This is a genomic window from Thermoflexus sp., assembly GCF_034432235.1.
GTDB lineage: Bacteria > Chloroflexota > Anaerolineae > Thermoflexales > Thermoflexaceae > Thermoflexus.
Genome location: NZ_DAOUCJ010000050.1, coordinates 1 through 25,887, shown reverse-complemented (window position 1 = coordinate 25,887; position 25,887 = coordinate 1). Strand labels below are relative to the sequence as shown.

The 25,887-nt window shown below is 65.2% G+C and carries 26 protein-coding genes; 13 read left to right on the top strand and 13 right to left on the bottom strand.

The genetic code is table 11. The features are described 5' to 3' along the window. Nucleotides 1–114: 114 nt before the first annotated feature. The 8 genes from VAE54_RS05880 to VAE54_RS05845 form a co-directional block, all read right to left on the bottom strand. The gene (locus tag VAE54_RS05880) at nt 115–1,206 is read right to left on the bottom strand and encodes a PTS transporter subunit EIIC (RefSeq protein ID WP_322801012.1); all 1,092 of its coding nucleotides are present in this window, start codon (nt 1,204–1,206) and stop codon (nt 115–117) included. A 78-nt stretch (nt 1,207–1,284) separates the two neighbouring features. Then, entirely contained in the window at nt 1,285–2,454 is a 1,170-nt protein-coding gene (locus tag VAE54_RS05875) for a DUF362 domain-containing protein (protein ID WP_322801062.1), read from the bottom strand. Between the two features lie 317 nt (nt 2,455–2,771). After that, nucleotides 2,772–3,584, bottom strand: coding sequence for an enoyl-CoA hydratase/isomerase family protein (locus VAE54_RS05870; RefSeq protein WP_322801011.1), 813 nt, complete (start codon nt 3,582–3,584; stop codon nt 2,772–2,774). Between the two features lie 129 nt (nt 3,585–3,713). After that, nucleotides 3,714–4,079 (bottom strand): cupin domain-containing protein, encoded by a 366-nt coding sequence (locus VAE54_RS05865; protein ID WP_322801010.1) that lies wholly within the window; start codon nt 4,077–4,079, stop codon nt 3,714–3,716. A gap of 36 nt (nt 4,080–4,115) precedes the next feature. Beyond that, nucleotides 4,116–5,243 carry a transaldolase gene (tal, locus tag VAE54_RS05860; protein WP_322801009.1) on the bottom strand — a complete coding sequence of 376 codons (1,128 nt, stop codon included), beginning with the start codon at nt 5,241–5,243 and terminating at the stop codon, nt 4,116–4,118. Between the two features lie 3 nt (nt 5,244–5,246). Then, complete coding sequence (locus VAE54_RS05855) at nt 5,247–5,804, bottom strand: DUF6036 family nucleotidyltransferase (RefSeq protein ID WP_322801008.1); 558 nt, start codon at nt 5,802–5,804, stop codon at nt 5,247–5,249. Between the two features lie 3 nt (nt 5,805–5,807). Next, nucleotides 5,808–6,209, bottom strand: coding sequence for a hypothetical protein (locus VAE54_RS05850; protein ID WP_322801007.1), 402 nt, complete (start codon nt 6,207–6,209; stop codon nt 5,808–5,810). 148 nt (nt 6,210–6,357) lie between these two features. After that, nucleotides 6,358–6,996, bottom strand: coding sequence for a superoxide dismutase (locus VAE54_RS05845; RefSeq protein ID WP_322801006.1), 639 nt, complete (start codon nt 6,994–6,996; stop codon nt 6,358–6,360). Between the two features lie 357 nt (nt 6,997–7,353). On the opposite strand from VAE54_RS05845, the gene VAE54_RS05840 reads away from it, so the two are divergent. Further along, nucleotides 7,354–8,232, top strand: coding sequence for a ParB/RepB/Spo0J family partition protein (locus tag VAE54_RS05840; protein WP_322801005.1), 879 nt, complete (start codon nt 7,354–7,356; stop codon nt 8,230–8,232). 39 nt (nt 8,233–8,271) lie between these two features. On the opposite strand, the gene VAE54_RS05835 is transcribed toward VAE54_RS05840, so the two are convergent. Both VAE54_RS05835 and VAE54_RS05830 read right to left on the bottom strand, forming a co-directional pair. Then, a complete protein-coding gene (locus VAE54_RS05835) occupies nt 8,272–8,691 on the bottom strand; it encodes a heavy metal-responsive transcriptional regulator (protein WP_322801004.1) in 420 nt (139 codons plus the stop codon). 24 nt (nt 8,692–8,715) lie between these two features. Further along, complete coding sequence (locus tag VAE54_RS05830) at nt 8,716–10,896, bottom strand: cation-translocating P-type ATPase (protein ID WP_322801003.1); 2,181 nt, start codon at nt 10,894–10,896, stop codon at nt 8,716–8,718. A 262-nt stretch (nt 10,897–11,158) separates the two neighbouring features. Between VAE54_RS05830 and VAE54_RS05825 the strand changes: the two genes are divergently transcribed. The 10 genes from VAE54_RS05825 (at nt 11,159) to VAE54_RS05780 (ending at nt 20,231) form a co-directional block, all read left to right on the top strand. Beyond that, nucleotides 11,159–12,016 carry an ABC transporter ATP-binding protein gene (locus tag VAE54_RS05825; protein WP_322801002.1) on the top strand — a complete coding sequence of 286 codons (858 nt, stop codon included), beginning with the start codon at nt 11,159–11,161 and terminating at the stop codon, nt 12,014–12,016. Continuing rightward, the gene (locus tag VAE54_RS05820; RefSeq protein ID WP_322801001.1) at nt 11,985–12,704 is read left to right on the top strand and encodes an ABC transporter ATP-binding protein; all 720 of its coding nucleotides are present in this window, start codon (nt 11,985–11,987) and stop codon (nt 12,702–12,704) included. The genes VAE54_RS05825 and VAE54_RS05820 overlap by 32 nt, the downstream gene beginning before the upstream one ends. Before the next feature lie 13 nt (nt 12,705–12,717). After that, nucleotides 12,718–13,626: a branched-chain amino acid ABC transporter permease gene (locus VAE54_RS05815; RefSeq protein WP_322801000.1), complete on the top strand. Its 909-nt coding sequence runs from the start codon at nt 12,718–12,720 to the stop codon at nt 13,624–13,626. 1 nt (nt 13,627) lies between these two features. Continuing rightward, nucleotides 13,628–14,737, top strand: a complete 1,110-nt coding sequence (locus tag VAE54_RS05810; protein ID WP_322800999.1) for a branched-chain amino acid ABC transporter permease — start codon at nt 13,628–13,630, stop codon at nt 14,735–14,737. A 2-nt stretch (nt 14,738–14,739) separates the two neighbouring features. Continuing rightward, a complete protein-coding gene (locus tag VAE54_RS05805; RefSeq protein WP_322800998.1) occupies nt 14,740–15,960 on the top strand; it encodes an ABC transporter substrate-binding protein in 1,221 nt (406 codons plus the stop codon). A 108-nt stretch (nt 15,961–16,068) separates the two neighbouring features. After that, nucleotides 16,069–17,415: a glutamine synthetase family protein gene (locus VAE54_RS05800; protein ID WP_322800997.1), complete on the top strand. Its 1,347-nt coding sequence runs from the start codon at nt 16,069–16,071 to the stop codon at nt 17,413–17,415. Nucleotides 17,416–17,429: 14 nt separating this feature from the next. Next, complete coding sequence (locus VAE54_RS05795; protein ID WP_322800996.1) at nt 17,430–18,548, top strand: amidohydrolase family protein; 1,119 nt, start codon at nt 17,430–17,432, stop codon at nt 18,546–18,548. Between the two features lie 48 nt (nt 18,549–18,596). Further along, nucleotides 18,597–19,334: a gamma-glutamyl-gamma-aminobutyrate hydrolase family protein gene (locus tag VAE54_RS05790; protein WP_322800995.1), complete on the top strand. Its 738-nt coding sequence runs from the start codon at nt 18,597–18,599 to the stop codon at nt 19,332–19,334. Between the two features lie 310 nt (nt 19,335–19,644). Then, nucleotides 19,645–19,860, top strand: a complete 216-nt coding sequence (locus tag VAE54_RS05785; RefSeq protein ID WP_322800994.1) for a DUF2281 domain-containing protein — start codon at nt 19,645–19,647, stop codon at nt 19,858–19,860. Continuing rightward, nucleotides 19,860–20,231 (top strand): PIN domain-containing protein, encoded by a 372-nt coding sequence (locus VAE54_RS05780; protein WP_322800993.1) that lies wholly within the window; start codon nt 19,860–19,862, stop codon nt 20,229–20,231. Before VAE54_RS05785 ends, VAE54_RS05780 begins: the two co-directional genes overlap by 1 nt. 119 nt (nt 20,232–20,350) lie before the next feature. Here VAE54_RS05780 and VAE54_RS05775 read toward each other — a convergent pair whose 3' ends face one another. Genes VAE54_RS05775 through VAE54_RS05765 form a run of 3 tightly spaced genes read right to left on the bottom strand, consistent with a single transcriptional unit; the run spans nt 20,351 to nt 23,047 of the window. Next, a complete protein-coding gene (locus VAE54_RS05775; RefSeq protein WP_322800992.1) occupies nt 20,351–21,442 on the bottom strand; it encodes a HAMP domain-containing sensor histidine kinase in 1,092 nt (363 codons plus the stop codon). Nucleotides 21,443–21,446: 4 nt separating this feature from the next. After that, nucleotides 21,447–21,947, bottom strand: a complete 501-nt coding sequence (locus VAE54_RS05770; RefSeq protein ID WP_322800991.1) for an NUDIX hydrolase — start codon at nt 21,945–21,947, stop codon at nt 21,447–21,449. A gap of 41 nt (nt 21,948–21,988) precedes the next feature. Then, nucleotides 21,989–23,047 (bottom strand): alpha/beta hydrolase family protein, encoded by a 1,059-nt coding sequence (locus tag VAE54_RS05765; protein ID WP_322800990.1) that lies wholly within the window; start codon nt 23,045–23,047, stop codon nt 21,989–21,991. Nucleotides 23,048–23,161: 114 nt separating this feature from the next. Here VAE54_RS05765 and VAE54_RS05760 point away from each other — a divergent pair, with 114 nt between their 5' ends. Both VAE54_RS05760 and VAE54_RS05755 read left to right on the top strand, forming a co-directional pair. Next, a complete protein-coding gene (locus VAE54_RS05760) occupies nt 23,162–24,160 on the top strand; it encodes a prenyltransferase (protein WP_322800989.1) in 999 nt (332 codons plus the stop codon). A 248-nt stretch (nt 24,161–24,408) separates the two neighbouring features. Next, the gene (locus VAE54_RS05755) at nt 24,409–25,800 is read left to right on the top strand and encodes an AAA family ATPase (RefSeq protein WP_322800988.1); all 1,392 of its coding nucleotides are present in this window, start codon (nt 24,409–24,411) and stop codon (nt 25,798–25,800) included. Nucleotides 25,801–25,887 lie beyond the last annotated feature (87 nt).

The window sequence follows — 25,887 nt, the reverse complement described above, 5'->3', positions numbered from 1 at the left end:
ACAGGAATTTACCGGGTGCGGGGCATCTGAAACCACTCCACACCCGGTAGCCGGCAAGGCCCCTGCTGATCCCGGTCAATGATGAAGATGCGGGGATGCCTGTCCCGGTTGCTCTTAAGCTTCCGGCTCTCGACCTGGAGTCGGGATGTTCAGAGCGCGGATCAGCCAGCTGAAGAGCACGTAGTAGATCACTCCGAACACCACTCCCACCACCAGGAGCAATAGCGGTTGCCTAGCAATCCCAAAGTTAATAATGTAATCGATGATCCCCGCGGAGAAAGTGAAGCCATCCCGGATCCCCAGGGAAACGGTAACGAAGGCGGAGATCCCCGTCAGCACCGCATGCAGCACATAGAGAACCGGGGCAACGAACATGAAGGCGAACTCCACCGGCTCGGTGATCCCGGTGACAAAGGAGGTAAGCGCTGCCGAGAACAGGATGCCACCTACAATGGGCCGTCGCTTGGGATCCGCTGTCATATACATGGCCAGGGCGGCCCCTGGCAGACCAAAGAGCATGATGGGGAAGAACCCGGTCATGAACAGGCCGCCCTCCGCTCCGCGTGTCTCGAAGAACCGGGTGAGATCGCCGAACTGGAACCAGACGATCGAGTTGATAATATGATGGAGTCCGAAGGGGATCAGCAGGCGGTTCAGAAAGGCATGGATGGCAGCTCCAAAGGGCCCAGCTTGGGTAGCCCAGTTCCCCACCGCGGCCAGCCATTGCTCCGGCCAGTGCCAGATCAGCCCGAACACAATGCCCAGGATCACCGCGGCAAAGGCGGTCACGATGGGAACGAAGCGCTTGCCGCCGAAGAAGGCCAGCCACTCCGGCAGCTGGATAGTGTGGAACCGCTCGTAAAGATAAGCCGCGAGCAGGCCGCTCAGGATGCCGGCCAGCACACCCATGTCGGACGGCTTCTCCAGATGATAGACGCTGGTGCTGATATCCGCAAGGACCTTCGTCATCACCCAGTAACAGACAGCCCCGGCCAGACCAGCCGTCCCGACATCGGCGGTGAAGCCGATGGCCACGCCGACGGCGAAGAGCAATGGAAGGTTGCCGAAAATCACTCCACCCGCATCCGCCAGCCAGGGGATGTTCAGGAGATCGGGCTGGCCGAACCGCAGGAGGATCCCCGCTGCCGGAAGCACGGCGATCGGCAGCATCAAGGAACGCCCGATACGCTGCAGGACCGCAAACATGATGCCCTCCTTGTAAAGGAAGTGTTTAGGGTCAGGCCAGGATGCAAGAAGCCCAGGCCTGGTTCCCCGTATTCGCCCTCATGGGCTCTTCATCAGGAATCGCCGGCGCATTGCATGGCGCATGGATTCCCACAGGAATTCCCATCCCAGCTCGCTGCGTATCGAGGCGACCTGCAGGATGTATGGGAGATCCAGCAGGAGTCGGGCGACGGGGACATGGCGGCCAGGCAACCGGACAATCCGACTGTATCCCCGATAGTCCGCGCGTGCGGAATCCCCCAGCAGGATAGCGGCTGCGGTATCTGTGCGCGGGCGTGGCAATTCCCCAACCGGTCCAATCACGATCGCCGTCTCCCGCGCTTTCGCCAGGGAGATCCCTCCATGCTCCAGCACCCAGATGGTCTCCATCAACGCTCCGGGGATGTTCCACAGAGGCTCAGCCTCAGAGCGGTAAACCCGCACCTGAGGAGGCCATGCATATCGCTCGGGGAATGGATCCGCATGAACGATCCGCTCGCCCAAACAACGCAGGTCCTCCAGCGAGAGGTCCCCCAGGACCTGCAGATCCTTCAGCGAGGCGGGAGCAGATCCCCGCTGGATCGCCAGCCGAAGCCATGAGACCTCCATCGGGTCCAGGCCATACAGCAACGCGGCGAGCCGATCGACAGCAAGGATGTTCGTGCCGATGATCAGCAGGGAAAACGCAACGGGCTCGCCGGCCAGCTCGCCCCCTCGATGAAGGACCTGGGTGGCGTCCAGGATGATCAGATCAGGGGGCCGGATCCTCAAGCTATCGATCAGCACCTCTGGAAGACGCGGGTAAGCCTGCAGATGATCGGAAGGGGATAACAGAAACATATGATGTCGTGCGGCCCCGGCGAATCCCAGAAAACCACTTCCGGTCAATCGAGGCAATGCGATCAGCATGTCCGTCTCGTGAACAACCTGCGGCATCCGGATCCCCGATTCGGATCGCTGGCTAGGCGCTTCATCCAGAGGCCACATGGGAATCCTGTGGTGCCGGGCCCATGCCCAATAACCCGCCTGCTTCATGGTGTAACGCGAGGGAAACCCCGGCAGGCTGCCGGCACCGACGATCAGGGAGTTGCCGGAAAACAGGGCTCGGACGGCCTCGAGAAGCGGGAGGGGCGTAAAGACATGGGGAGCAAAGCGAGGGTGGGCCCATGGGCAGGCGGGCTGGATCAAGATCCGGCGATGGGTGGGAAGTGAGAGCTCCAGCGCCCTCATGCCTCGCTGGATCGCGTTCCTCAAATCCTCAGGCGACGAAGTCGATACCTGGGCGACGAAGACTCGATCCATGGAAGGCACCGCCCGGATTGTAGGAAACCTTCTCGGTGAGAATCCCATGGTTTGAAGAGACCGCTGAGAGCGATCTCTGCAACCCATGGACATGCTATTTGGCCATAGATTATACCAGAGGAATCCGAAGATGAAAAATGCGCTGTTACAATCGGTGGGGTAGCGCGGCTCCATGAAGCCGCCTGCTTCGCTGCCCATGCTTTGGAGAGGGATGTAGATCAAGCCGGAACATAATCGGATGAATACTAAAGCGGTGCCTTTCCGGAAAAGCCGGGCGGGCGCTTTTCTCGCAGGGCCTGGAGGCCCTCCCGGGCGTCCGGAAGCTGGAAGCCCAGGAACTCCAGGGCAGTGGAGACATCGAAGATCGGTCCGGCCATCCGAAACCAGTTGTTGAGGGCATATTTCGTCCAGCGGATCGCCGGGGCGCTCCCCCGGGCGAGGCGCCGGGCGATCTCCAGCGCCGTTTCATAGGCTTTCCCATCCTCCACACACAGGGAAACCAGACCCAGGCGCTCCGCTTCTTCCCCGGAGATGGGCTCATTGAGGAGTAAATAGTATTTCGTTTTGGCCATCCCCATCAGCAGCGGCCAGACCAGCACCGCATGATCCCCCGCCGCCACCCCCAGACGCCCATGTCCATCCAGCAGCCGCGCCCCACGCGCGGCGACGGAGATGTCGGCCAGCAGGGCGACGGCCAGCCCCGCCCCCACGGCTGGCCCCTCGATCGCCGATACGATAGGCTTGCCGCAGTGGAGGATGTTGTAGACCAGATCCCGTGCCTCTTTCCAGACTCGCATGCAGGCCTCGGGATCCGACATGATCTCCTCAATCAGCGCGAAATCTCCGCCCGCAGAGAACGCGTGGCCGGATCCTCGAACCAGGACCACCCGGATGGAGGGATCCGCATCGATGTCCCGCCAGACGTAGGTGAGCTCCCGGTGGGCGACCGCATCGAGGGCGTTGAGGGCTTCGGGCCGGTGAAGGATGATCTCCAGGATCCCGGGCTCGGGCTCCTGGAACACCAGGCGCTGGTAGGCGGAAGTCCAGGTAGGAGCCATCGTCGAGACCTCCTCCTCTTACCCCTCCCCTTTTCCCCTTTATGATCATCCGCAGGTGGGCGACAGCCCGAAACGGGGAGGGGGGATTTTCAAGCTCCCCCTTCCCTCGTAGGAAAGGGGGCCGGGGGGTTAGGTCCGAGGACCCCCCTTTCCCCTCCCCGATTCAGAGAGGGGAAGCGTCAGGAAATCCTCCCGAGGGGGCTGGAAGACATCGAAGGCCAGGGTTTCTTCCAGGAATGTGACCTCATGCTCGACCCCGGATGGGATATGCACGATCTCCCCGGGGCCCAGATCTTTTTCCTCGCCGGCCATCCGCAGACGGAGACGGCCGTGGAGGACCAGGGTGATCTGCTCGTGGGGATGGGAGTGCGCCGGGACGGTCGCGCCGGCCGGGGCTTCCACCCGGACCACCATCACCCGCTCCCCTGTGAAGGGGCGCAGCGTGAGCGCGCCGGCCATGAACCCGGGCAGGGTTTCGGTCTGTGCCCACTTCATCGCAGAGCCTCCAGGATCGTGGGAGGATTGTGCCGATCAATCGATGGGGCGAGCGGTTGCGAGCACGGTTGTCCGCTTGCGCTCCAGCGCCTCCAGGAGGGTTTCGTAAGAGCGGCGGAAAGCGTCCACCCCTTCCGCCTGCAAACGCTCCAGGATCTCCTCCAGATCGATGCCCAGCCGGTCCAGCGCGCGGAGATCCGCTTCCGCCTCTTCCCATCCCTCCAGGATGGTATCCCCGGGAACGCGACCATGGTCTTCGAAGGCCTGCAGGGTCGCCAGGGGCATCGTGTTCACGGTATCCGGGCCGATCAATCCCTCCACGTATTTCACATCCGAGTAGGCCGGGTTCTTGGTGCTGGTGCTGGCCCACAGCACCCGCTGGGCCCGGGCTCCCCGGGCGGCGAGATCCGGAAAGGCATGGGGGAGAAAACGCTCCCGGAAGCGCCGGTAGATCCGTTTGGCCACCGCGAGCGCGATCCGCCCCAGAAGGGCGCGCGCCTCCGGCGTCCCCAGGGCCTCCAGCGCGCGGTCCACCGCGGTATCGATGCGGCTGACGAAGAACGAGGCCACCGAGGCCACAGATCGGAGGTCCCGGCCGGCTTCCGCCCGGCGCCGCAGGCCGCGCCAGTAGGCCTCTGCCGCCGCCTCATAATGAGCGGGGGAGAAGATCAGGGTGACGTTGACGTTCACTCCTTCAGCGATCAGGTCCTCGATCGCCGGGATGCCGGCGGGGGTGGCCGGGACCTTGATCATCAGGTTCGGACGGTTCACGGCATGCCACAACCGCCGGGCCTCGGCGATCGTCCCCCCCGTGTCGTGCGCCAGATGGGGCGAGACCTCCAGGCTGACGAAGCCATCTGTCCCTCCGGTCGCCTCATAAACCGGGCGCAGGAGGTCCGCGGCCATCCGGATATCCTCCACCGCCAGGGCTTCATAGAGGGCCGTCGTCTCCATCTCGGGGTCCCGGGCCAGATGGGCTTGGAGCGCCGCATCGTAAGCCGGGCTGGTGGTGATGGCCCGCTCGAAAATGGTCGGGTTGCTGGTGACTCCGGTGACGCCGCGCTCGATCCAGCGGGCCAGCTCTCCTTGGGTCAGCCATTCCCGGCGGATCTCATCCAGCCAGACCGACTGGCCGCGGGCGCGGAGCTCATGTAGGGAAGCCATGGTTTATCCCTCCTCAGGATGACAGGACATGGGCTTTTCATTCTGGCTCTCCTCGGGTCCCAGAATCTCTTCGACCAGAAAGCGCGCCCTCGGAGGAATCCGGGCCTCCGGGTAAGTCTCCAGCAGGATCCGGAAAGCCTCCGCTGGACGCCGGATGTTCAACATATCGAGCAGGTAACGGATGTCCTCTTCATCTTCCCGTCGGGCTGCCAGCAGCTTCATGGCCAGAAGATGCCGTGGAGAAGCAGCCATCACGCGAAGACCGGGTTCATCCAGGACAGGGAGCGGCTGCGGATCGGGCTTTTCCATTCCGACGAAGCCTTTTACCGCATCGTTCAACCAGCCTTCGGGCAAGCCCATTTCGTCTGCCACCTGACGTGCGGCCTGGTAAATCTCCATTTTGGGCTCGAAGATCGCAGCGACATCCCGTGTCGACCGTCGCGCGTTGTAGGCTACGGCCATCGCTGCGCCACCCACCAGATACAGATCACCCTGAATGCCTCGCTCATGAAGAAAAGTGGCCAGGCGCCGCAGCGTGTCCAGGATCTCCTCGCGGTTCATGGTTCAGCAGCGCTCGAATTCGGTGTGGTCGATAAAAATCCCCCGTCGCCGGAAGGAGGCCGGACTCTCCACCAGGGCCATCGCATGCAGGCTGCGGAAGCGGGTGGGGAACCACCAGCGATCCAGAAACCGCCCGGGCTCCTCAACCCACTCCGGGACCCTCAGGTTGTGATGGATGGCCAGATGCTCGGCCAGGGCCGCCAGGTAGGCGTCGAAACGGGGGTCCCCGGTGGGCTCCGGGCGGGCCTCGATCATGGCCTGCCGGACCTCCGGGGCAGCGGCGCGGAAATCGTCCAGGAACTCCCGGATCGGCAGCCAGGCGTCCGCTTCTCCCCCTTCGGGATCCGTCAGAGCCTCCCGGATCCGCCGTGCGACCCCCTGGAGGGTCAGCGGCGCGTAGCCCATTCGAAACCCCTCCCGAACGTCCTCGTGTTCATCCTGGCATGCCTTTGGGCCTCCCGGCAACCGGGCGCCATGGAAAACCAGCGCGAGCCCGGCCTTCTCGGACCGGGCTCGCGGATCTTCGGACGGCGCCTCTTCCTCGCATGGGAGTTCAGGCCCGGGCGCCGGCACGGATCGCTTCGAGGGCTTTGGCGTAGTTGGCCGCCACCTGATCCCAGTTGACCACGTTCCACCAGGCCTGCACGTAGTCCGCCCGCCGGTTCTGGTATTTCAGGTAGTAAGCGTGCTCCCAGACGTCCAGGCCCAGCAGCGGGATGAGGCCTTCCATCACCGGGTTGTCCTGGTTCGGGGTGGAATGCACCACCAGCTTGCCGAAGGCCGTCATGCTGAGCCAGGCCCAGCCGCTGCCGAACCGGCCCATGGCCGCCTTGGTGAAGAGGTCCTTGAAGTTGGCGAAGCTACCGAAGGCCTTGGCGATCGCCTCCGCCAGAGCGCCGGTGGGCTCCCCGCCCCCGCCGGGTTTCATCAAGGTCCAGAACATGCTGTGATTCAGGTGGCCCCCGCCGTTGTTGCGCACCGTCTCCCGGATGTCCTCGGGGACGCTGGGAAGGTTCCGCAGGAGGGTTTCCACCGGCACGTCCTGGAGCTCCGGGTATTTCTCCAGGGCGGCGTTGAGGTTGTTCACATAAGCCTGGTGATGCCGGGTGTGGTGGATTTCCATGGTCTGGGCATCAATGTAAGGCTCCAGCGCATCATAGGGGTATGGAAGCGGAGGAAGGGTGTGCGCCATGATGCACCTCCCGGTTTAGGATCCACACGGTTATTTTAATGCGGATCGCGGAAGGGCTCCACTTCCTAAGCGGCTGAAATCCGAACATGGGTTCGGACAAGGGCGTGCTGCCGGGGCCGGGCGCGGATTGGAAACCCCCGCCAGGCCCTCAGAGTGGTTTTCGTGACCCATCATTCCCTTTCTCGCTCTTCCAGAGGGGGATTTGTAAAGCTGGTATAATTTTGGCGGGAGCCGATCTCGCTTCCCATCCTGATCGAATCCCTCCTTCCGCGGCTCGCTGGATCCAGAGAGGAAACATCCGCCCTCAGGCGTTCTGGATTCGGTCGTGCGCTGCATCCCTCGCCGGAGGGGATGGCCATGTTCCGGGAAGTTCCCGAGGAGATCCAGCAATTCATCCGGCAGGTGGAGGCGGATGGCGGCATCGTGTGGGCGGCTTATCCAGAGCCCTACGCCCGCCGCTGGCAACTCCTGGTGGAGCTGCCGCTGGATCGCGTGGAGCCCACCCCCTACCAGCGGGATCTTTCCCCTCACCATGTGGAGCGGCTGAAATCGGTCATTCGGGAGATCGGCCGCTTCATTGACCCCATCGTGGCCGTCCGAACGCCGGATGGCCGCTACTGGACCCCCAACGGCAATCACCGGCGGGAGGCGATGGCCCAGCTGGGAGCCCGGACCATTATGGCCATCCTGATCCCGGATCCGTCGGTGGCCTATCACATCCTCGGCCTCAACACAGAGAAGGCCCACAACCTCCGGGAGAAGGCGCTGGAGGTCCTCCGGATGTATCGAACCCTCCGGGAGGAGCATCCAGAGGCGCCAGAACGAACTTTCGCCTTCCAGTTTGAGGAGGCCTATCTGATCACCCTGGGCATCCTGTATGACCGGAAAGAACGGTTCGCCGGGGCCGGCTATGTGCCGATCCTGCGCAAGGTCGATCGCTTCCTGGATCTGCCGATGCGGGAAGCGATCGGGGAGCGGGAGCGCCGGGCGCAGGTTATTGAGACCATTGACCAGCTGGTGGAACCCATCCTGGAGGCCCTGCATGAGAAAGGGATCCGCTATCCCTTCCTCAAGCAGGCCGTGCTTTCTCAGGTGAATCCGATCCGCCGCAAGCGGATCGTGACGATGTCCTTTGATGAGGTGATGGCTCGCATCCGCGATGGGCTGGCCCGTTACAACGTGGAGGCGGTGACGGCGGAGGAGCTGGCCCAGGTGGCCGCCGAGGTGGAGGAGTAGAAGAGGGGGCAGGGGAAGCTCTTTCCCCTGCCCCCAGGTTCATGCGGCATGCTCAATGATCCCGCAGATCGCCCCGTGGCGGTGAGCCCTTCGAGCCGCTCGCCGGCGCAACGCCTGAAGCTCGCGTCGGAAGCGCTCCAGCGCCCGGATCTGCCGGTCGAGGTCGGCGATCTTCCGATCCAGCATGGCGATGACATGCTCGCATGGTTCTCGCCCGGCATCCCGGAGCCGCAGGATCTCCCGGATCTCAGAAAGGCTCAGCCCGATCGCCCGGGCTTTGCAGATGAAACGCAAGCGCTCCCGCTCCGCGCTCCCATACAGCCGGTAGCCGGAGGATGTCCGGCGCGGTGGAGGGATCAGGCCGATCGCCTCATAATAGCGCAGCGTCCGCGGGTTCATCCCCAGTTCCGCCGCCAGCTCACCAATCCGCCACGTTCGCTGACCGTCCCTCGACCGCATTCCCTGCGCCTCCTCGGAGCCCTCTCAGGATTCAAGCAAACGGGCGGAGACCGATCGGAGCCACACCGTGGAGACGCTGAGCCCCATCGCCAGCATGGCCCATATCGGATCCACGCGCCCCGTGAGGGCGGCTAGCACGCCGATGCCGTTGAAGCCCAGGGCCAGCCCCACATTCGTGGCCGCGAGCCGATAACTGGGCTGGGCAAGCTGGAGGGCCTCCGCCAGGGCGTGCAGGCGCTTTCCGACGATCACGACGTCCGCCGCCTCCAGGGCGATGTCGGTCCCCGTCCCGATGGCGATACCGATATCCGCCTGCATCAGAGCCGGCGCATCGTTGATCCCATCCCCGACGAATGCGACCCGCAGCCCCGAACGCTGGAGCTGCCGGACGATCTCAATCTTCTCCTGAGGAAGGAGCCCTGCCCATGCTCGAGCGATGTCCAGAGCTTCCGCGACCGCGCGGACGGCCCCCGGATTATCCCCGGAAACCAGCATAGGCTCCACGCCCAAACGACGCAATGCGACCACCGCCTCGGCAGCGTCCGGCTTCAGAGGATCCCCAAAGACCAGGATCCCCATCACCCTTTGATCCACCGCCACCAGCACGGTGGTCCGACCCTTCGCCTCCTGGGCGGCCAGCGCCGGAAGGGCAGCCGTCCCATCCAGCCCCTGTTCATTCAGGAAAGCCATCGTTCCCACCCGGACTTCATGGCCCCTCACGCGCGCGATCACGCCCCGACCCGGGAAGGCGACGAAGGCCTCGGGCTCGGAGAGCGGGATCCCGCGAGCACGAGCAGCGGCCGCGATCGTTCGGGCCAGAGGATGCTCCGAAGGGAGCTCCGCCTCCGCCGCCCATCGCAGCAGCTCCCGCTCATCCCCGATCAGAGGGATCGCCGCCATCAAGGCCGGCTGGCCCTCGGTCAACGTTCCCGTCTTATCGAGAAGAACGGCTTTTACGACTTTGAGGGCGTGAAAAGCCTCCGGGGAACGCATCAGGATGCCCCGCGCGGCCGCTTCCCCGCTGGTCCGGATCATCGCCAGCGGGGTGGCCATGCCCAGAGCGCATGGATATCCCATCACCAGCGCGGTCAGCAGCGCGAAGAGGGCGCGGGTCAGATCCGGCCCCCTTCCCGTCAGCACCGGGCCCACGGTCCAGAGCAGGAAGCCAGCCAGGGCTGCGACGAAAACCGCGGGGACATAGATCAGAAGCACCCGATCGATCAGACGGAGGATCCCGGGTTTCATCGCCCGAGCTTCCGCCACCAGCCGGGCGATCTGGCGCAGAAAGGTCTCCTCCCCCACGCGGGTCACCTCCACCATCAGGGCGCCGCTCTGGTTGATCGACCCGGCGATCACCGGATCGCCAGGCAGCCGATCGCGCGGCCGGGGTTCTCCCGTGAGCAAGCTTTCATCGACCGCGGAGGTGCCCGCGCGCACAATCCCATCGGCTGGGATCCGTTCCCCCGGGCGCACCCGGATGAGATCCCCGGGCCGCAGCCATGAAGCCGGAACCGTTTCCTCGTTTCCATCCGGCCGGATCCGGGTGGCCTCCTCGGGCTGAAGCCGAAGTAAACGGCGCACCGCCTGGGAGGCCTGCACATGCACTCGAACGGAGAAGTAGCCGCCGATCACGTGGAAGGCCAGCACGAAGACGGTGGCGCCCAGGAAGGCGCTGGCCGGAAAGGATGGATCCAGCACGCCTAACCCCCCGCCGATCAGGCCCGCCAAAGCCGCGGCTGAGACCAGCACGTCCTGGTTGAGGATTCGACGGCGCAGGGCCTGAAGGCCATTGCGCATGATGAAGCGGGCCGGGCCCAGAGCCATCGCCAGAGCTAGTATGCTCATCCCGGCCATCCCGAGCGGATGAGGGCCGGCGAGGAAGCGAAGGCCCATCAGGCCGCTCCCGATCGCCAGCGCGAGGCCCGCCCATCCCGCCTTCCGCCTCGCATTTCGAAGCTCCATCTCCTCCCGGGCGAGGGCTGCGGCTTCATCGGGGGGCTCCACCGTAAAGCCCAGCGCTTTTAGCGCCCGGTGGAAATCCTCCGGCCGCGCCCGCTCCGGATCGTAGTGCACCAGCGCCTCGCCGTGCGCCACGCTGACATGGACCTCCAGAGCGCCCGGGAGACGCGAGAGAGCACGGCGGATGGAAGATTCGCACAGCGAGCAGTGCATGCCGCCAATTCGCATGGGGAGAGAAGCGACCATCCCGCACCTCCTGATCTCCAGGATTTTTTAGGGCATCCCCCTACCTCGTTCAACGCCAGGATAAACCTTCCGGTTAACGGGAAGGTCAAGTTTTCGACACCCCGGGATTCTCCCCAGAGAGGGTTAACGGTGCGTTTCTGGAGATCGGAAAGCCATGGTTTTTCAAGAGGGACGCTTGACAAATTCCCCCCACCCCCATACAATAAGTCAAAATTGAACATATATTCACATTTGTGCATTAAGTCGTCGAGAGGGTCAGGCCATGGGATCGGCATCGGTTGTCCCGCCCCATACGATGGGGAACCCCCTGCGGGAAGGGACGGGGATCTCGTCCCCCCCGATCCCCTTACTGGCGGTTGAGGGCTTAACCAAGCGGTTCCAGGGGGTGGTGGCGTTGCGGGATTACCGGCTGACCCTTCAGGAGGGGGAGATCCTGGGGGTGATCGGGCCGAACGGTGCGGGCAAGACGACCCTGATCAACCTGCTGAGCGGCTTCATCCGGCCGGATGGAGGATCCATTCGCTTCCGCGGGCGAGATCTCACGCGCCTCCCCACCCATTACATCCCGAAGCTGGGGATCGCCCGCACGTTTCAGAACATCCGGTTGTTCCCCTCCCTGACGGCTCTGGAAAACGTGATGGTGGCCATGACAGCCCACTATCCTCCGGATGTGCTATCCACGCTCTTCGGGTTCGGACCCGGGCATCGACGGGTTCGGGAGCTGCGAGAACGGGCGATGGCGCTGATGGAGCAAATGGGGATCGCCCATCTGGCCCATCGGCCGTCCAGCGCGCTCTCTTATGGAGACCAGCGACGGGTGGAGATCGCCCGCGCCCTGGCCCTGGAACCTTCGCTGCTCCTGCTGGATGAGCCGACGGCCGGACTACACCCGGAGGAGAGCGAGGCGCTGATCGATCTGCTGAGCCGGCTGCACCGGGCGCGGCGGATGGCGATTGTGATGGTCGCCCATGACATGCCGGTGGTGATGCGTTTCTGCCCGCGCCTGCACGTGCTGAGCTCCGGCGCCCTGCTCGCCGAGGGGACCCCGGAGGAGATCCGCCACAATCCCCTGGTTCTGGAGGCCTTCCTTGGACGGCCCGGCCGTTCTGGAGCTGCGTAATCTCGAGGCCGCTTACGGGGCGATCCGCGCCCTGCACGGCCTGTCCCTGACCCTCGGGCCCGGTGAAGTGGTGGCCCTGCTGGGGCCGAATGGGGCGGGCAAGACCACCACGCTGCGGGTGATCTCCGGCCTTCTGCGACCGGTGCGGGGCCAGGTGCTGTATCGGGGCGATGAGATCACCGGGCGCCCTCCTGCAACCATCGCCCGGTTGGGGATCATCCAGTGCCCCGAGGGCCGCCAGATTTTCAAAAACCTGACGGTTCGGGAGAACCTGATCCTGGGTGGCTATCGGCTGCGGGATCCGGCTCGGGAACGCCGCAACCTGGAGCGGGCCCTCGACCTCTTCCCGATGTTGAAGGAACGCCTGCATCACCCGGCGGGCCTGCTCTCCGGTGGCCAGCAACAAATGCTGGCCATCGCCCGCGCCCTCATGGCCGACCCGGAGGTCCTCCTGCTGGACGAGCCATCGCTGGGACTGGCTCCGCGCGTGGTGGAGGAAGTCTTTGAGGCGCTGGCGCAGTTGAAGGCCCAGGGGCTGACGATGCTGATCGTCGAGCAGAACGCGGAGAAAGCCCTGGAGATCGCTGACCGCGCCTACGTGCTGGAGGCCGGCCGGCTGGTCCTGGCGGATGCCGCCCATCGCCTGCGGGAAAACCCGGATCTGATCCGTATTTATCTCGGTCGCTGAAGGGGGAGATCGGATGCAGGCCCTCAGCTCCCCGGAGTTCTGGATCCAGCAGCTGATCAACGCCCTGGGGCTGGGCAGCCAGTATGCCCTGATGGCCGTCGGCCTGGCTATGGTCTTCGGCGTGATGCGGCTGATCAACTTCGCCCACGGGACGGTGATGATGGCCAGCGCTTACATCGGCCTCCTCCTGCTTCAACAGGGGATGCCCTTCCCGCTCGTGGCGCTCGGCGCCATCGCCGGCGCGGCGGCCCTGGGCGTGCTCATGGAGCGGATCGCTTACCGGCCGGTGCGGGGCGCCCCGGATGTGGTGCTGCTGCTCAACTCCTTCGCGGTGGCGGTCCTCCTGGAGAACGTGGCCATCCTGTTGTTCTCCCCGCGATCCCGCCCCTTCCCCATGCCCGAAGTTCTTACCCGGGTCTTCCACCCGGGCGGGAACCTGTTCCTGCCGTCCATCCATCTCTGGGCGTTCGGGGGGGCGTTGCTCGCGCTGGGCGGGCTGGGGCTCTTTGTGACCCGGACCCGCCTGGGCCTGGCGATGCGGGCGGCGGCGGAGAACCCCACGGCCGCGCAACTCCTGGGCATCGAGATCGGGAAGGTCACGGTGCTGGCCTTCGCCATCGGGTCGGCTATGGCCGGCCTGGCCGTTCTGTTCTGGACCGCCCACGTGGGGACCATCAACCCGGGGATGGGTTTTGAGCCGGTTCTGAAAGCCTTCGTGGCCTGCGTGATCGGCGGCTTCGGAACGATCCCGGGGGCGGTGCTGGGAGGCTATCTCCTGGGCGCTCTGGAGATCGCGCTCCAGGGCCTCCTGCCTGCCGGAGTGGTGGGTTATCGGGATGCCCTGGTTTATGGGATCCTGATCCTGATCCTCCTGGTGCGACCAGGCGGCGTGCTGGGCTATCTGGAAGCGGAGCGGGTGTGAGATGATCGGCCCTTCGATCCGACGGGAATGGAGCTGGGCGCTGCGAGGTTTCCTGGTGTTGTTGCTCACCGGCGCCTATCTGGCGCTGGACCGCGGGGGGAACGCTTACCTTCAGCGCCTCGCTATCCTGTTCCTGATCAACCTGATGCTGGTGGTGAGCCTGAACCTCTTCACCGGGTTCACCGGCGTGTTCTCCCTGGGTCACATCGGCTTCATGGCCCTGGGCGCCTACGCTTCTGCCATCCTGACGCTTCCGGTTAACCAGAAGGCGGTCAATCTGCCCGATTTGCCTGCTCCGCTGGCCTCGATCGCCCTGCCCTTCCTTCCAGCGCTCATCCTGGGGGGCCTGGTTGCGGCGATCGTCGCCCTCCTGATCGGCATCCCGGTTCTGCGGCTGAGCGGGCACTTCGTTGCTGTGGCCACCCTGGGCTTCCTGGTGATCACGCGGGTGGTCCTGATCAACGCCGAGGCCTTCACCCGGGGTACCCGCACGTTCACGGGCGTGCCTCCGTTCACCACCATGGGCTGGGCAGCCATGTGGGCCCTTTTAAACGTCTATATCGCCTGGCGCCTGAAGCATTCGCCCCTGGGCCTGCGGCTCATAGCCGCCCGTGACGATCCATGGGCCGCGAAAAGCGTGGGGGTGTCCATCGGTCAGATGCGGCTGCTCGCCTTCGGGATCAGCGCCTTTTTTACGGGGATCGCCGGAGGGCTGTGGGCCCATTTCCTCACCGCCTTCTCTCCGAACGCCTTTTATTTCTCCAAGACCTTCGAGATCATCGTGATGATGATCGTGGGGGGGATGGGCAGCGTCACCGGATCGATCCTTGGGACGCTGCTGGTGATGGCCGCCACGGAGGCGCTCCGAAACCTGGAGCCGGGACTCGCCGTCGGTTCCCTCACGATCGGCCCCCTCTACGGCCTGAGCCAGATCGGCCTGGCCGTGCTGCTGATGTTGTTGATGACTTTCCGCCGTCAGGGGTTGCTGGGCGATCACGAGCTCCGATTCGAGGCCATCGCTGAACGCCTGGAGCGCTGGCTCACACGACGGAAAACAGCCCTGGAAGCTCCGCGCGTTCGGAAGGCAGATCCTGAATTGAAGGAGGGATAGCCATGCGCCCGCTACGTCCATGGATGGCTCCGGTTCTGGTTTTCCTCCTCGCGGCGGCTGCCTGTCAGCCAGCGGCCCCGCCTCCTGCCCTCACCCCGACCGTCCCTCCAGCCTCCCCGCCTGGGGGCGGCGCGCCGATCCGCATCGGCGCGCCCTTCAATCTGACCGGCGGAATGGCCTCGATCGATGTCCCGGCAGCCAATGGGGCCCGGCTGGCCGCTGAGGAGATCAACGCCGCCGGCGGTGTGATGGGCCGCCCCATCGAACTGCTGATCCGCGATACCAAAACGGACCCGGCCACGGCGGCCACCGTTGTCACCCAGCTGATCGAGCAGGATAAGGTGGTGGCCGTCATCGGCTTCAACGATTCGGACTACGTCCTGGCGGCCGGCCCGATCTGCCAGCGAGCTGGGATCCCCTTCATCACGGTAGGGGCCACCTCGCCGCGCCTGCCGGGGCAGGTGGGGGATATGCTCTTCCTGGCCCCCTTCGGGGATAACGTGCAGGCCGCGGTGGGGGCGGAGTTCGCCTTCGAGAAGTTCGGCAAGACCGCCTATCTGCTGTGGGATAAGGGGGCCGAATACACGACGGTGCTGGCCAAATACTTCAAGGAGCGCTTCACCGAGCTGGGCGGCACCATCGTGCTGGAGGACACCTACCAGTCCGGCGACAAGGATTTCTCGGCCCAGATCGCCAAGGTGAAGGCCCTTTCCCAGCAGCCGGCCTTCTATTACATCGCGGCCCTGCCTGACGATGTGGGGACCATTGTGAAGCAGTTCCGCAACGCCGGCATCACCGGGCCGATCGTCGGCGGTGATGGGTATGACACTCCTTTGCTGATCCAGGTGGCCGGATCCGCAGCTGAGAACGTGTTCTTCACCACTCACTCCCTGCTCGCCGCCGACTCGCCGAACGAGCGGGTGCGGAAATTTGTCGCCGCCTACAAGCAGAAATACGGGACGGAGCCGGAGGCGGTCTTCGCCGCCCTGGGTTACGACGCCGTGTATGTGCTGGCGGAGGCCATCCGACGCGCCGGCTCCACCGATGGCCAGGCGATCAAAAAGGCGCTGGAGAGCATCCGGGACTTCCCGGCGGTCACCGGGGTGATCCGTTACTCGCCCCAATCTCATATCCCGCAGAAGGGAGTGACGGTGATCGAGGTGAAGGGCGGGAAGTTCACCCTGGCCGCCGAGCGTGTCCCTCAGAAGGTCCCCGCCCCCTGAGCGAAGGTTCTCTGGCGTCCGGTCCGGGGCAGGCTTGGCCCTGCCCTGGACCGGGTGATCGTTCGTCGTTGTTGCTTCACCCCACCTGACTGGAGGGAGGCCAGGAACATGGCGTCTGGGAAGAGCGAGGTTCTCGCCGCGATCCGCACCCACCAGATCCGCTATGTGCGTTTCATCTGGTGTGACAACGCCGGCCTCATCCGGGCCAAGGCTGTCCACACAGCTTTCCTGGAGGACTACCTGGAGGGAGCAGGGGTGGGCATCGCGGCCGCTCAGCAGGCTCTCCCGGTGATGATGGACGCCCTCGCCCCCGGTTCCGGGCTCACCCCCGCCGGCGAGGTCCATATGCGGGCGGACTGGTCCACTTTCACCCCCCTGCCCTACGCCCCCGGCCATGCTCGGGTGCTCACGGATATCTACGAGGGAGATGCGCCATGGTCCCATTGCCCGCGCTCGTTCCTCCGCCGGATGATCGAACAGGCGGGGCGTCGCGGATGGCGCATCATGGCCGCCTTCGAGAACGAATTCTATCTGCTCCGGCGGGAGGGGGATTCGGTGCTCCCGGCGGATGCGACGGTTTTCGCTCAGACGGCCGCCCTGGACGCCGCGGCGCTGTTGCTCGAGGAGCTCACCGCTGCCCTGGAGGCCCAGGGGATCGTGCCGGAGATGATCTACGCGGAATCCGGTCCGGGCCAGTTCGAGATGCCGATCCGGTATGCGGAAGCCCTGCGGGCGGCCGACAACCAGATCGTCTTCCGGGAGACCGTCCGCGCGGTCGCTCGCCGTCACGGCCTGATCGCCTCCTTCGTCCCCAAGATCTTCCCCGATAAAGCGGGCAGCGGCGCCCATCTCCACTTCAGCCTGTGGCGGGGCGATCGCAACCGCACCGCGGACCCCCGCCGTCCCGACGCCCTTTCGGCCGAGGCCCGGGCGTTCATCGCCGGGATCCTCCAGCACCTGCCCGCCCTGATGGCCTTCACCACCCCCAGCCCCAATTCCTTCAAACGGATCCGCCCGCGCTTCTGGAGCGGGGCCTTCACCTGCTGGGGATACGGCAACCGGGAGGCTGCGGTTCGTGTCCCCCAGCCTCCCGCCGGCCGGCCGATCACCCACATCGAGCTGAAGACCGTGGATCCCTCCTGCAATCCCTATCTGGCGCTCGGGGCGGTGATCGCCGCGGGGCTGGACGGCCTTGAGAAAGGGCTCGACCCCGGCGAGCCGGTCCAGATGGATCCCGCTGATCTGCCGGAATCCGAGCGGGCGGCTCGAGGGATCCGGCCGCTGCCCTCGACCCTGGGGGAGGCCATCGCCGCCCTGGAGCAGGATGAGGTCCTCCTGCAGGCCCTGGGGCCGGAGCTCGCCCGCTCCTACCTCGCGGTGCGACGGGCGGAGTGGGAGGCGATGAAGGACATGCCCCACGAAGAGGAAGTGCGAATTCTTCTGGAACGCTACTGATCCAGGAGGGCCCGGTGGATCTCTCCGCCATCCCCATCGTCGACCAGCATGCCCACAACCTGCTGCGGCCGGAATCCGCAAAGGACTTCGCCTATCCTTCCGCCTTCACGGAAGGCTATGCCGCCGAGGTGGTGACCCGTCACGCGCAGGAGACGATCTTTTTCCGTCGCAGCATGCGGGAGATCGCGGAGCTCCTGGGGTGCGAGCCGAGGCTGGAGGCCATCCTCGAGGCGCGCGGGCGTCTGGGGTTCGAGGAAGTGGCCCGGCGCTGCTTCGCGGCCGCGGGCTTCGAGACGATTCTTCTGGACGACGGGTTCATGCCGGATCGCGTCATGCCGACCCGCTGGCACAGCCGCTTCGCGCAGGTCCGCCGGCTGCTTCGGGTGGAGTTCTTGGCCGAGCAGTTGATGGGGGCGCTTTCTTCCTGGGAAGCGTTCGAGGAGGCTTTCCGGGCGGCCCTTCACGCACCGGATCCCGAGGTGGTGGGCTTCAAGACCATTGTCGCCTACCGGACGGGCCTGGCCATCGAGCCCCCGGATCCGGAGGCGGCGCGGGCGGCCTTCCAGGCCCTGCGTCGGCAGGCGGAGCGGGGGGAACGCCTCCGGCTGGCCCACAAGCCCCTGAACGACTGGGTGGTGTGGCGGACGCTGGAGGCCGCCGCCCATCTCCGGTTGCCGGTTCAGTTCCACACCGGCTTCGGGGATCCGGACCTGGATCTGCGATGGGCCAACCCCCTTCACCTGCGGCCGCTGCTCGAGCATCCCGGCTTCCAGCGCGTGCCCTTCGTGCTGCTGCACGCCTCTTACCCCTACACACGCGAAGCGGGATATCTCGCCGCCGTTTATCCTCATGTTTACGTCGACCTGGGCCTGGCGATCCCCTTCCTGAGCCGATCGGGCATGGCGTTCGCGGTGCGTGCCTTTCTGGAATTCACACCTCTCAGCAAGATCATGTTCTCCACCGACGCCCATCTGATCCCGGAGCTGTTTTATCTGGGCGCGCGCTGGGGACGGCGCATCCTGGGGGAGGTGCTGGAGGAAACCATCCGCGCAGGGGATCTCACCGCCACAGAGGCCGAGGAGGCCGCGGAGGCCATCCTGCGACGGAACGCCCGAACGCTGTATGGCCTGTAGTCCGGCAGCGGCTTGACATTCAGCGCTTCGAAACCATGGAGGAACCCCATGCGACGGCCATGGATCGGGGTCACGGTGAAACACATCCGGGAATCGGGTTCGCTGGGTCGCGCGCAGAGCGCCACGGAGACCGCCTACCTGCAGGCGGTGTGGCGGGCGGGAGGCTTGCCGGTGATGCTCCCCAACCTCCCGGAAGCCGCTCCCGAGTTCGCGGAGCGGATGGATGGCTTCCTGCTCACTGGAGGCTGCGACATCGACCCGGCGCGTTATGGGGCTTCCCCCCATCCCCGAACCGGACCCGTGGATCCACTCCGGGACGCCTTCGAGTTCGCCCTGGTGGAGGTCGCGCGGGCACAGGGGAAGCCGATCCTGGGGATTTGCCGGGGCTCGCAGGTGCTGGCGGTGGCCTTCGGCGCTGTGCTCTGCCAGCATCTCCCCGATGTCACGGAGCTGACCCACGACAGCGACGCCCCTCCGCCTGCCCGGGCCCACCCGGTGCGCCTGGAGCCCCCGCCCGCCTTGCGGGATCTCCTCCGCGCCCACGGGATCGGCGAGGTCCTGGAGGTCAACTCCTATCATCACCAGGGGATCCGCCGCCGGGCGGATTGTCCGCCCGCCCTCCAGCCGATCGCGGAGGCCCCGGATGGGGTGGTCGAAGCGTTCATATGGGCTCCCGATGCCATCCGGGCCCTGGCAGTGCAATGGCACCCTGAGCTGCTGGTGGAAGACGATCCCCGGCATCTGTGGCCGTTCCGCTGGCTGGTGGAAGCGGCCCGCCCATCGTGAGACAGCGGGATATCGTCGCAAGGCTCGGCAGGAGCTTATCCTGGATGATCTCCCTTCTGTTAGAGCCTTGAAAAGCCCTGAAGGATTGGCTGTGCTTTGGTCGGGCTAGCGGTGAGGAGTATCATTATCAAAAGAGCTGAGTGATGCCGGCAGCGGATAGGCCTCATAGCCGATTGGCTCGGGTCTTTGGCCTTCCCCGCCCTTCGTGCGTGCTCCCGCCCCAGACCTTGGTCCGGCTTATCGAGCGGGGCTTCCTTGGAGTGCGGTGCCTAGGCACCGCACTCCAGCCAGATTTCCAGGAGGTTGAGCGATGCATGCTGCTCAGGACCTGAAGGAATTGATTGACCAATTGCCTCCGGAACTCCTGCAGGAGGTGCGGGACTTCGTGGAGTTCCTGCTGGAGAGGCGGGTTGCTGGTCCCAAAACAGAGTTGAAACTTGACTGGAAGGGAGCGTTGCGGGATCTGCGAGATCAATACACTTCTGTTGAGCTCCAGCACAAGATTGCTGAGTGGTGGGGGGATTGATGTATCTCCTTGATCAGGACCGTGCGGATGATGTTGAGAAATTTTTGCGGTCAGTTCAGCAGCCAAGACTCAGCATCTCGGAATTTTCACTCTACTCCATAGGAATCGTCTTATTTCGACGCAAGCTTTTTGATGTCTTTATGCGGCTTGTGGACGATCTTGTGATAAATGGTGGCGTTCGCCTATTGAGGCTCTCTGCTGGAGACTTGAAAGAATTAACCAGGATCGCTCAACAGTTCAGCCTTGATTTTGATGATGCCTACCAGTATGCTATAGCTGAGCGCTATGGGCTGATCATTGTAAGCTTTGACAGTGATTTTGACCGGACCGAGAGAGGCCGCAAGACCCCGGCGGAGTTGATCGGAACATAAAGAGGGACTTCAACATCGGCTTTAAACTTTGTAAGCCTTCCTGGGGCTGGAGTCCGATTGCCTGTGAACAGGGTTGAGCAGGTATGAAGCCAGGGCCGCAGGCAACACGAGCTGTCTCCCTACAATGGCTGGGCAGGCAGTCGAATCCGCACCCGGGTGCCCTGGCCCGGCGCGCTCTCCACCTCGATCGCTCCACCCATCGCCTCCAGGAGGCCGCGCGCCACGGCCAGGCTCAGCCCGAAGCCCGGGGCCTCTCGCACGCGCGGGTCTTCCGAGCGCCAGAAAGGGGTGAACAGCCGCGCCTGATCCGAGGGCGCAATCCCGATCCCGGTGTCCTCCACTTCGCAGACCACCGCGCTTCCCTCGTGCATCGCCCGAACCCGGATCTCCCCGCCGGGCGGCGTATACTTCGCCGCGTTGTCCAGCACCTTGCTCAGGATCCCCTCCAGCCGCTCCCGATCCGCCGCCACCGAAGGCAGATCCCGCGGTAGATCCAGGGAGAGTCGATGGCTCCGCCCTTCGATCTCCTTCCGAACTCGCCCCAGGGCGCCCTCCAGCGCCTCCTCCAGGGAGACCGGCTCCACCCGCAGCCGCAGGCGTCCGGTCTCCATGCGGGAGTGTTCCAGCAGATCATTCACCAGGGCGGCCAGCCGGTCGATGTTCGCCCGGATGGTCTCCAGGAAGCGCTGCTGGTTCTCGGTCAGGGGCCCGGCGAGCCCTTTCCGCAACAGATCCGTGTAGCCCTTAATGCTCGTCATAGGCAGGCGCAGCTCGTGGACGGCGGTAGAGAAGAAGGCGCCGCGGGCCTCCCGCTCCCGGGCAGCTTCCAGGGCGATCCCGATCAGCAGCCTCGCCACCTCCCATCCCGCCGCATCCTGCAAGGCCTCCGGCCCTGGATCCCGAAGGCCGAGCCATTCGGGGGGCTCTTTTTCCACAAGGGGAAGAAACCAGACGGAATCGGCGACCCGCATCCATCGGGATCCCTGACCAGGCGGGAGCGCCCATCCTTGCGTCCAGGATGAGGGATCGCCATGGGCGATCGCGCAGCGCCAGGCCCCGGACTCCTGGATGAGGATCGCACCCTCCCTCGCGCCTGTCTGGGCCAGCGCCCAATCCAGGGCCGTGCGGCGGATCTCCTGGGGATCCCGCAGCAGCCTCAACGCCTGCCCCAGCTCCACCAGTCGTTCCGTCCGGATTTGCATCTCCGCCATCGGCTCATCCTTCCCGAACGATCAGATGGTCCTGCGCATCATACGCGTAGCTCAGGAAGAAGGGCTCGCCGGTCTCCCGGAAGCGCAGCACCCGGGGCCAGAGCGCCGGGAAATCTTCCACCACCGGCAGCTCCAGCACCCGAGCGATCGGCGTCCAGACCAGCGTCCCCTCGGGAGTCGATCCGGCTGGCTCCCCGGAGGCCTCCCCCACGAACACCGCGATGAGGACGCCCGGGGAGGCGCCGGTGTCCACGGTGATCAGGCCGGCCAGCCGGAGCGTTTCCACCGGGATGCCCGCCTCCTCCGCGAGCTCCCGTCGGGCGGCGGTGCGCAGATCCTCCCCGGGCTCCACATGCCCGCCCAGGCCGTTGTAACGCTCGGGGAAAATTTTATTTTCTGGAGAACGCTGCAACAGCAGCACCTGATCCTCCCGGAACAGGAAGCACAGCACCCGCGGGATCACCACCCAGCGTCCGGCGAAGCTCCCCTGATCCGCTCGTCCCACGCTCTCACCCTCCTCCGCCCAGAAGGTTACCGGCTCTCCCCTCAAGGGTTCCGGCCCACATGCTTCCGGAAGAAAGCGGTCGATCGCTCCAGGAGCAGACGGTCCGCTGGGCTGCCGGCGGGGAACGTATGAGGCTGCCCGGGGTATTCAAACCATTCCACAGCTTTGCCCAGGCCGCGCAGCTGCTCATACAGCTCGCGGGACCATTCGGGGGGCACCGTGGCGTCCGACGCGCCGTGATGGATCTGGATAGGCGTCCGGATATCCTGCAGGTAAGAGGCGGGCGAGATCCGCCGGAGGATCTCCTCGGGAACGCTCAGCTCCTCCCGGCCGCGGGCGCCTCCGGACCACTGGAGGATGCGCTCGAAGTTCCTGCGCTCGTCAGCGCTCATCGAGCCATAAAGCACGGCCGCGCGGATCGTCGGGTTCACCGTCAGGACCCGCAGGGCGATGCCGCCGCCCATGGAGTGGCCGAACAGGCCGACCGCATCCGCCCGGGCCATGGGCAGCGTGGGCAGCATGGCGATCAGATTCAATACGTCCACCGCGTAGCCTACGCGAAACATATTGGGGCCCTCGTCGGAGGGCGGGTAATTGCGGTAGTTGGGGTGAAGGACCAGGAACCCGGCCCGGGCGAGGGCGTCCGCATAGCGCGTGGTGTAGGCCAGGGTCGAATAGCGCGCGGGATCCACGTAGCCGTGCAGCACGATCACCACCGGGAACGGCCCCTTGCCCTGGGGGATGTTCATAAACCCGTAGATCGTCAGGCCGTCGCTCAGATAGGTGAACAGGGTGCGGGTGAAGGCGGGGGTGACCGCCAGGACGCGTTCAAGGCGGATATAACCGCCGCCGTAGGCGCGCCGACGCAGGGCCTCGATGGTGAGATCCGCGTAGGGATCCGGCGTCGGCGTGGAGATAGGCCGGGCCGTCGTCGTGGGCATCGGGCTCGGAAGGGACACCCCGGCCGGGCCGGCCTCCCCAGGGGTCGGCGTCGGAATGGGGATCGCATGGGGGGAAACCCTGCCCGGCGAGGCCGCGCGCCCCGCGCAGCTCGCCGCCATCAGGCCCACCACGATCCATCCGTAGCGGAAGATCCGCATCGGCGCAGCTCCTTAAAGTTCAGATAGACTCCGGTTACAATCTATTCGGGGAGGAGCGAGCGCGCAACCGGCGCCTCCCCAGGAAGAAGAAGACGATCCTCTGGAGGATGGTCGATGTGGCGGAACTGGCTGGAGATCTACCGCACGTGCAACCTGCGGGCCGATCGCCCGCTGGATCCGGTCTCGAAATGGCTGCTCATCGTCCGCTGTTGCGTTTTCCCCATGACCCTGATCTCCGCCGCCATTGGAGGGTTGCTGGCGGCGGCGTCCGGGCGGTTCGAGCCCCTGCCCTTCGTCCTCTCCACCATCGGCCTGCTGCTGGCCCACGCGGCGAACAACATGATCAACGATTACTTCGATCTGGAGACTGGGCTGGATACGGCGGAGTATGTGCGAGCCCAGTATGCCCCCCATCCGGTGCTTTCCGGCCTGGTTACGCGCGCCCAGCTGCGGCGGGCCATCCTGCTGGTCAACGCCCTGGACGCCGCGATCGCCCTCTACCTGACGGCGCTGCGCGGCTGGCCGATCCTGGCCTTCGCCCTGGCCGGGCTGTTCATCAGCGTGTTCTATGTGGCTCCGCCCCTGCGCCTGAAGCGCATCGGCCTGGGCGAGCTGGGCGTCTTCATCGTGTGGGGGCCGTTGATGATCGGCGGCACATTCTACGCGACCACCGGGACCATGCCGGGGTGGGTCTGGCTGGCGTCGATCCCGTATGCGCTGCTGGTATCCACCGTGCTCATCGGCAAGCACATCGACAAACTGGAGCAGGACCGCGCCCAGGGGATCCATACGTTGCCGGTCTTGCTGGGAGAGCGGGGGGCAAGGGCCCTGAACGCCGGGCTGATGGTGGCCTTCTACTTGGTGGTGGGCGGGCTGGCGCTGACGGGGGTGCTGGGGCCGTGGGTGCTGCTCACCCTGCTGGGCCTACCGCGCCTGCGGGATGTGCTGCGAACCTATGCCCGCCCCCGCCCGGCCGAGCCGCCGCCAGGCTATCCGGTGTGGCCGCTCTGGTATGTCTCATGGGCCTTCGTGTTCAACCGCCGCGCTGGCACCCTGTTCCTGGCCGGGCTCCTGCTCAATCTCCTTTTCCCCATGCGCCTCCCGATGGGATAAGACGCTCGCCGCGCCCTCCGAGGGAAAGGCCGCACTTCCCGCAGCGCCGGCTCGATCCTCGGGTTCCAGCGGAGGCGCCTCCGTATCTTCACCCTTTGCGGTCGCGGTCTTCTGAAGAAGAAGAGGTTGCTGAAGATCCCCGGAGGATCCAGAATGGAAGGGATCCGTTATCATGGCCCTGTTGAACCATGGAGGCCCGGGGCCCTTCGCATCGCAGCGTTTCGATCCCCACAGGAGGAGGAGAGACCATGGCGAGCGCCTCGGTGAGCGCATCGACAGAGACGTCCACGACCGCAAGACCCACGGCCCCCGGAGAATTCGCGTTCCTCCCTCCGGTGCCGCGCGCTCTGGAAGAGACGGGGCTTTCCCTGGCCTTCCTGGCTGACCTGAGCCTGAAGATCCTCTACAACGCCGGTTATCTCACCGGCGGGCAGCTGGCGGAGCGCCTGCGCCTTCCCTACACCGGGGTCACCGAGGTCATCCTGGACTTCCTCAAGCGGGAACAGCTGGTGGAGGTGCAGGGGGCTCGAGGGGTGGGCGAACAGGCCTATCAATATGCGCTGACCGCGCGGGGGCGCGATCGGGCCCGCGAGGCGCTGGATCGTAGCCAGTATGCCGGGCCCGCCCCAGTGCCCCTCTCCGCCTACGCGGTCGCCATGCGCCGGCAATCCCATAAGGGCACGCGGGTGACCCCCCGGCTGATGCGCCAGGCCCTTGGGCACCTGGTGCTCAACGATCGCGTGTTTCACAAGATCGGCCCCGCCATCAACTCCGGGACTTCCATTTTCCTCTATGGCCCGCCCGGGAACGGGAAGACCTCCATCGCCGAAGCCATCGGCCATCGGGTCTTCCAGGGGGGCATCTTCATCCCCTATGCGGTGGAAGTCGGAGGTTTCGTCATCAAGGTGTTCGATGAAGTGAACCATGAGCCGCTGACGAACCACCGGTCCGGCCAGACCGGCGTGTTGAAGGCTCCGGCGGACGCCCGATGGATCGCCATCCGGCGGCCCTTCATCGTCAGCGGCGGGGAGCTCACCCTGGAGATGCTGGACCTCACCTGGAATGAAGTGAGCCGTTACTATGAGGCGCCGCTTCAGATGAAGGCCAACGGCGGGGTCTTCCTGATCGATGATTTCGGCCGTCAGCAGGTGCGCCCCCGCGATCTCCTCAACCGCTGGATCGTCCCTCTGGAGAAAGGAGTGGACTATCTCACACTGCACACCGGCCAGAAGTTCGAGATCCCCTTCGAGACCCTGATCCTTTTCTCCACCAACCTGAACCCCCGGGATCTGGTGGATGAAGCCTTCCTGCGGCGCATCCGGCACAAGATCGAGATCCCGGATCCCAGCCCAGCGGAGTTCCGGGAGATCTTCCGCCGCGAATGCCAGGCCCGGGGGATCCCCTACGATGACCAGGCGCTGGTTTATCTGCTGCAGGAATGGTATGTCAAACGCCGGCGGCCGCTGCGGGCGGTTCACGCCCGGGATCTCCTGGCCCACATTCAGGACATCGCGGCGTATTTCAACGTGCCCCCAACGCTGAACAAGGAGCTCATCGATCGGGCATGCGAAGCCTATTTTGTGGAGATGGGCGGCCCCTCCCCGGCGGCGCCCCCGCCCAAACCCTCCGGAGCCTCATAAATCCGGTTTCGGTTTCCGCGCCCTCCTCGGGCGGGACGTCTTTTTCCTGAAGGCCTCCGCATAATTGTGCCCCGGTAGGGGCGACCC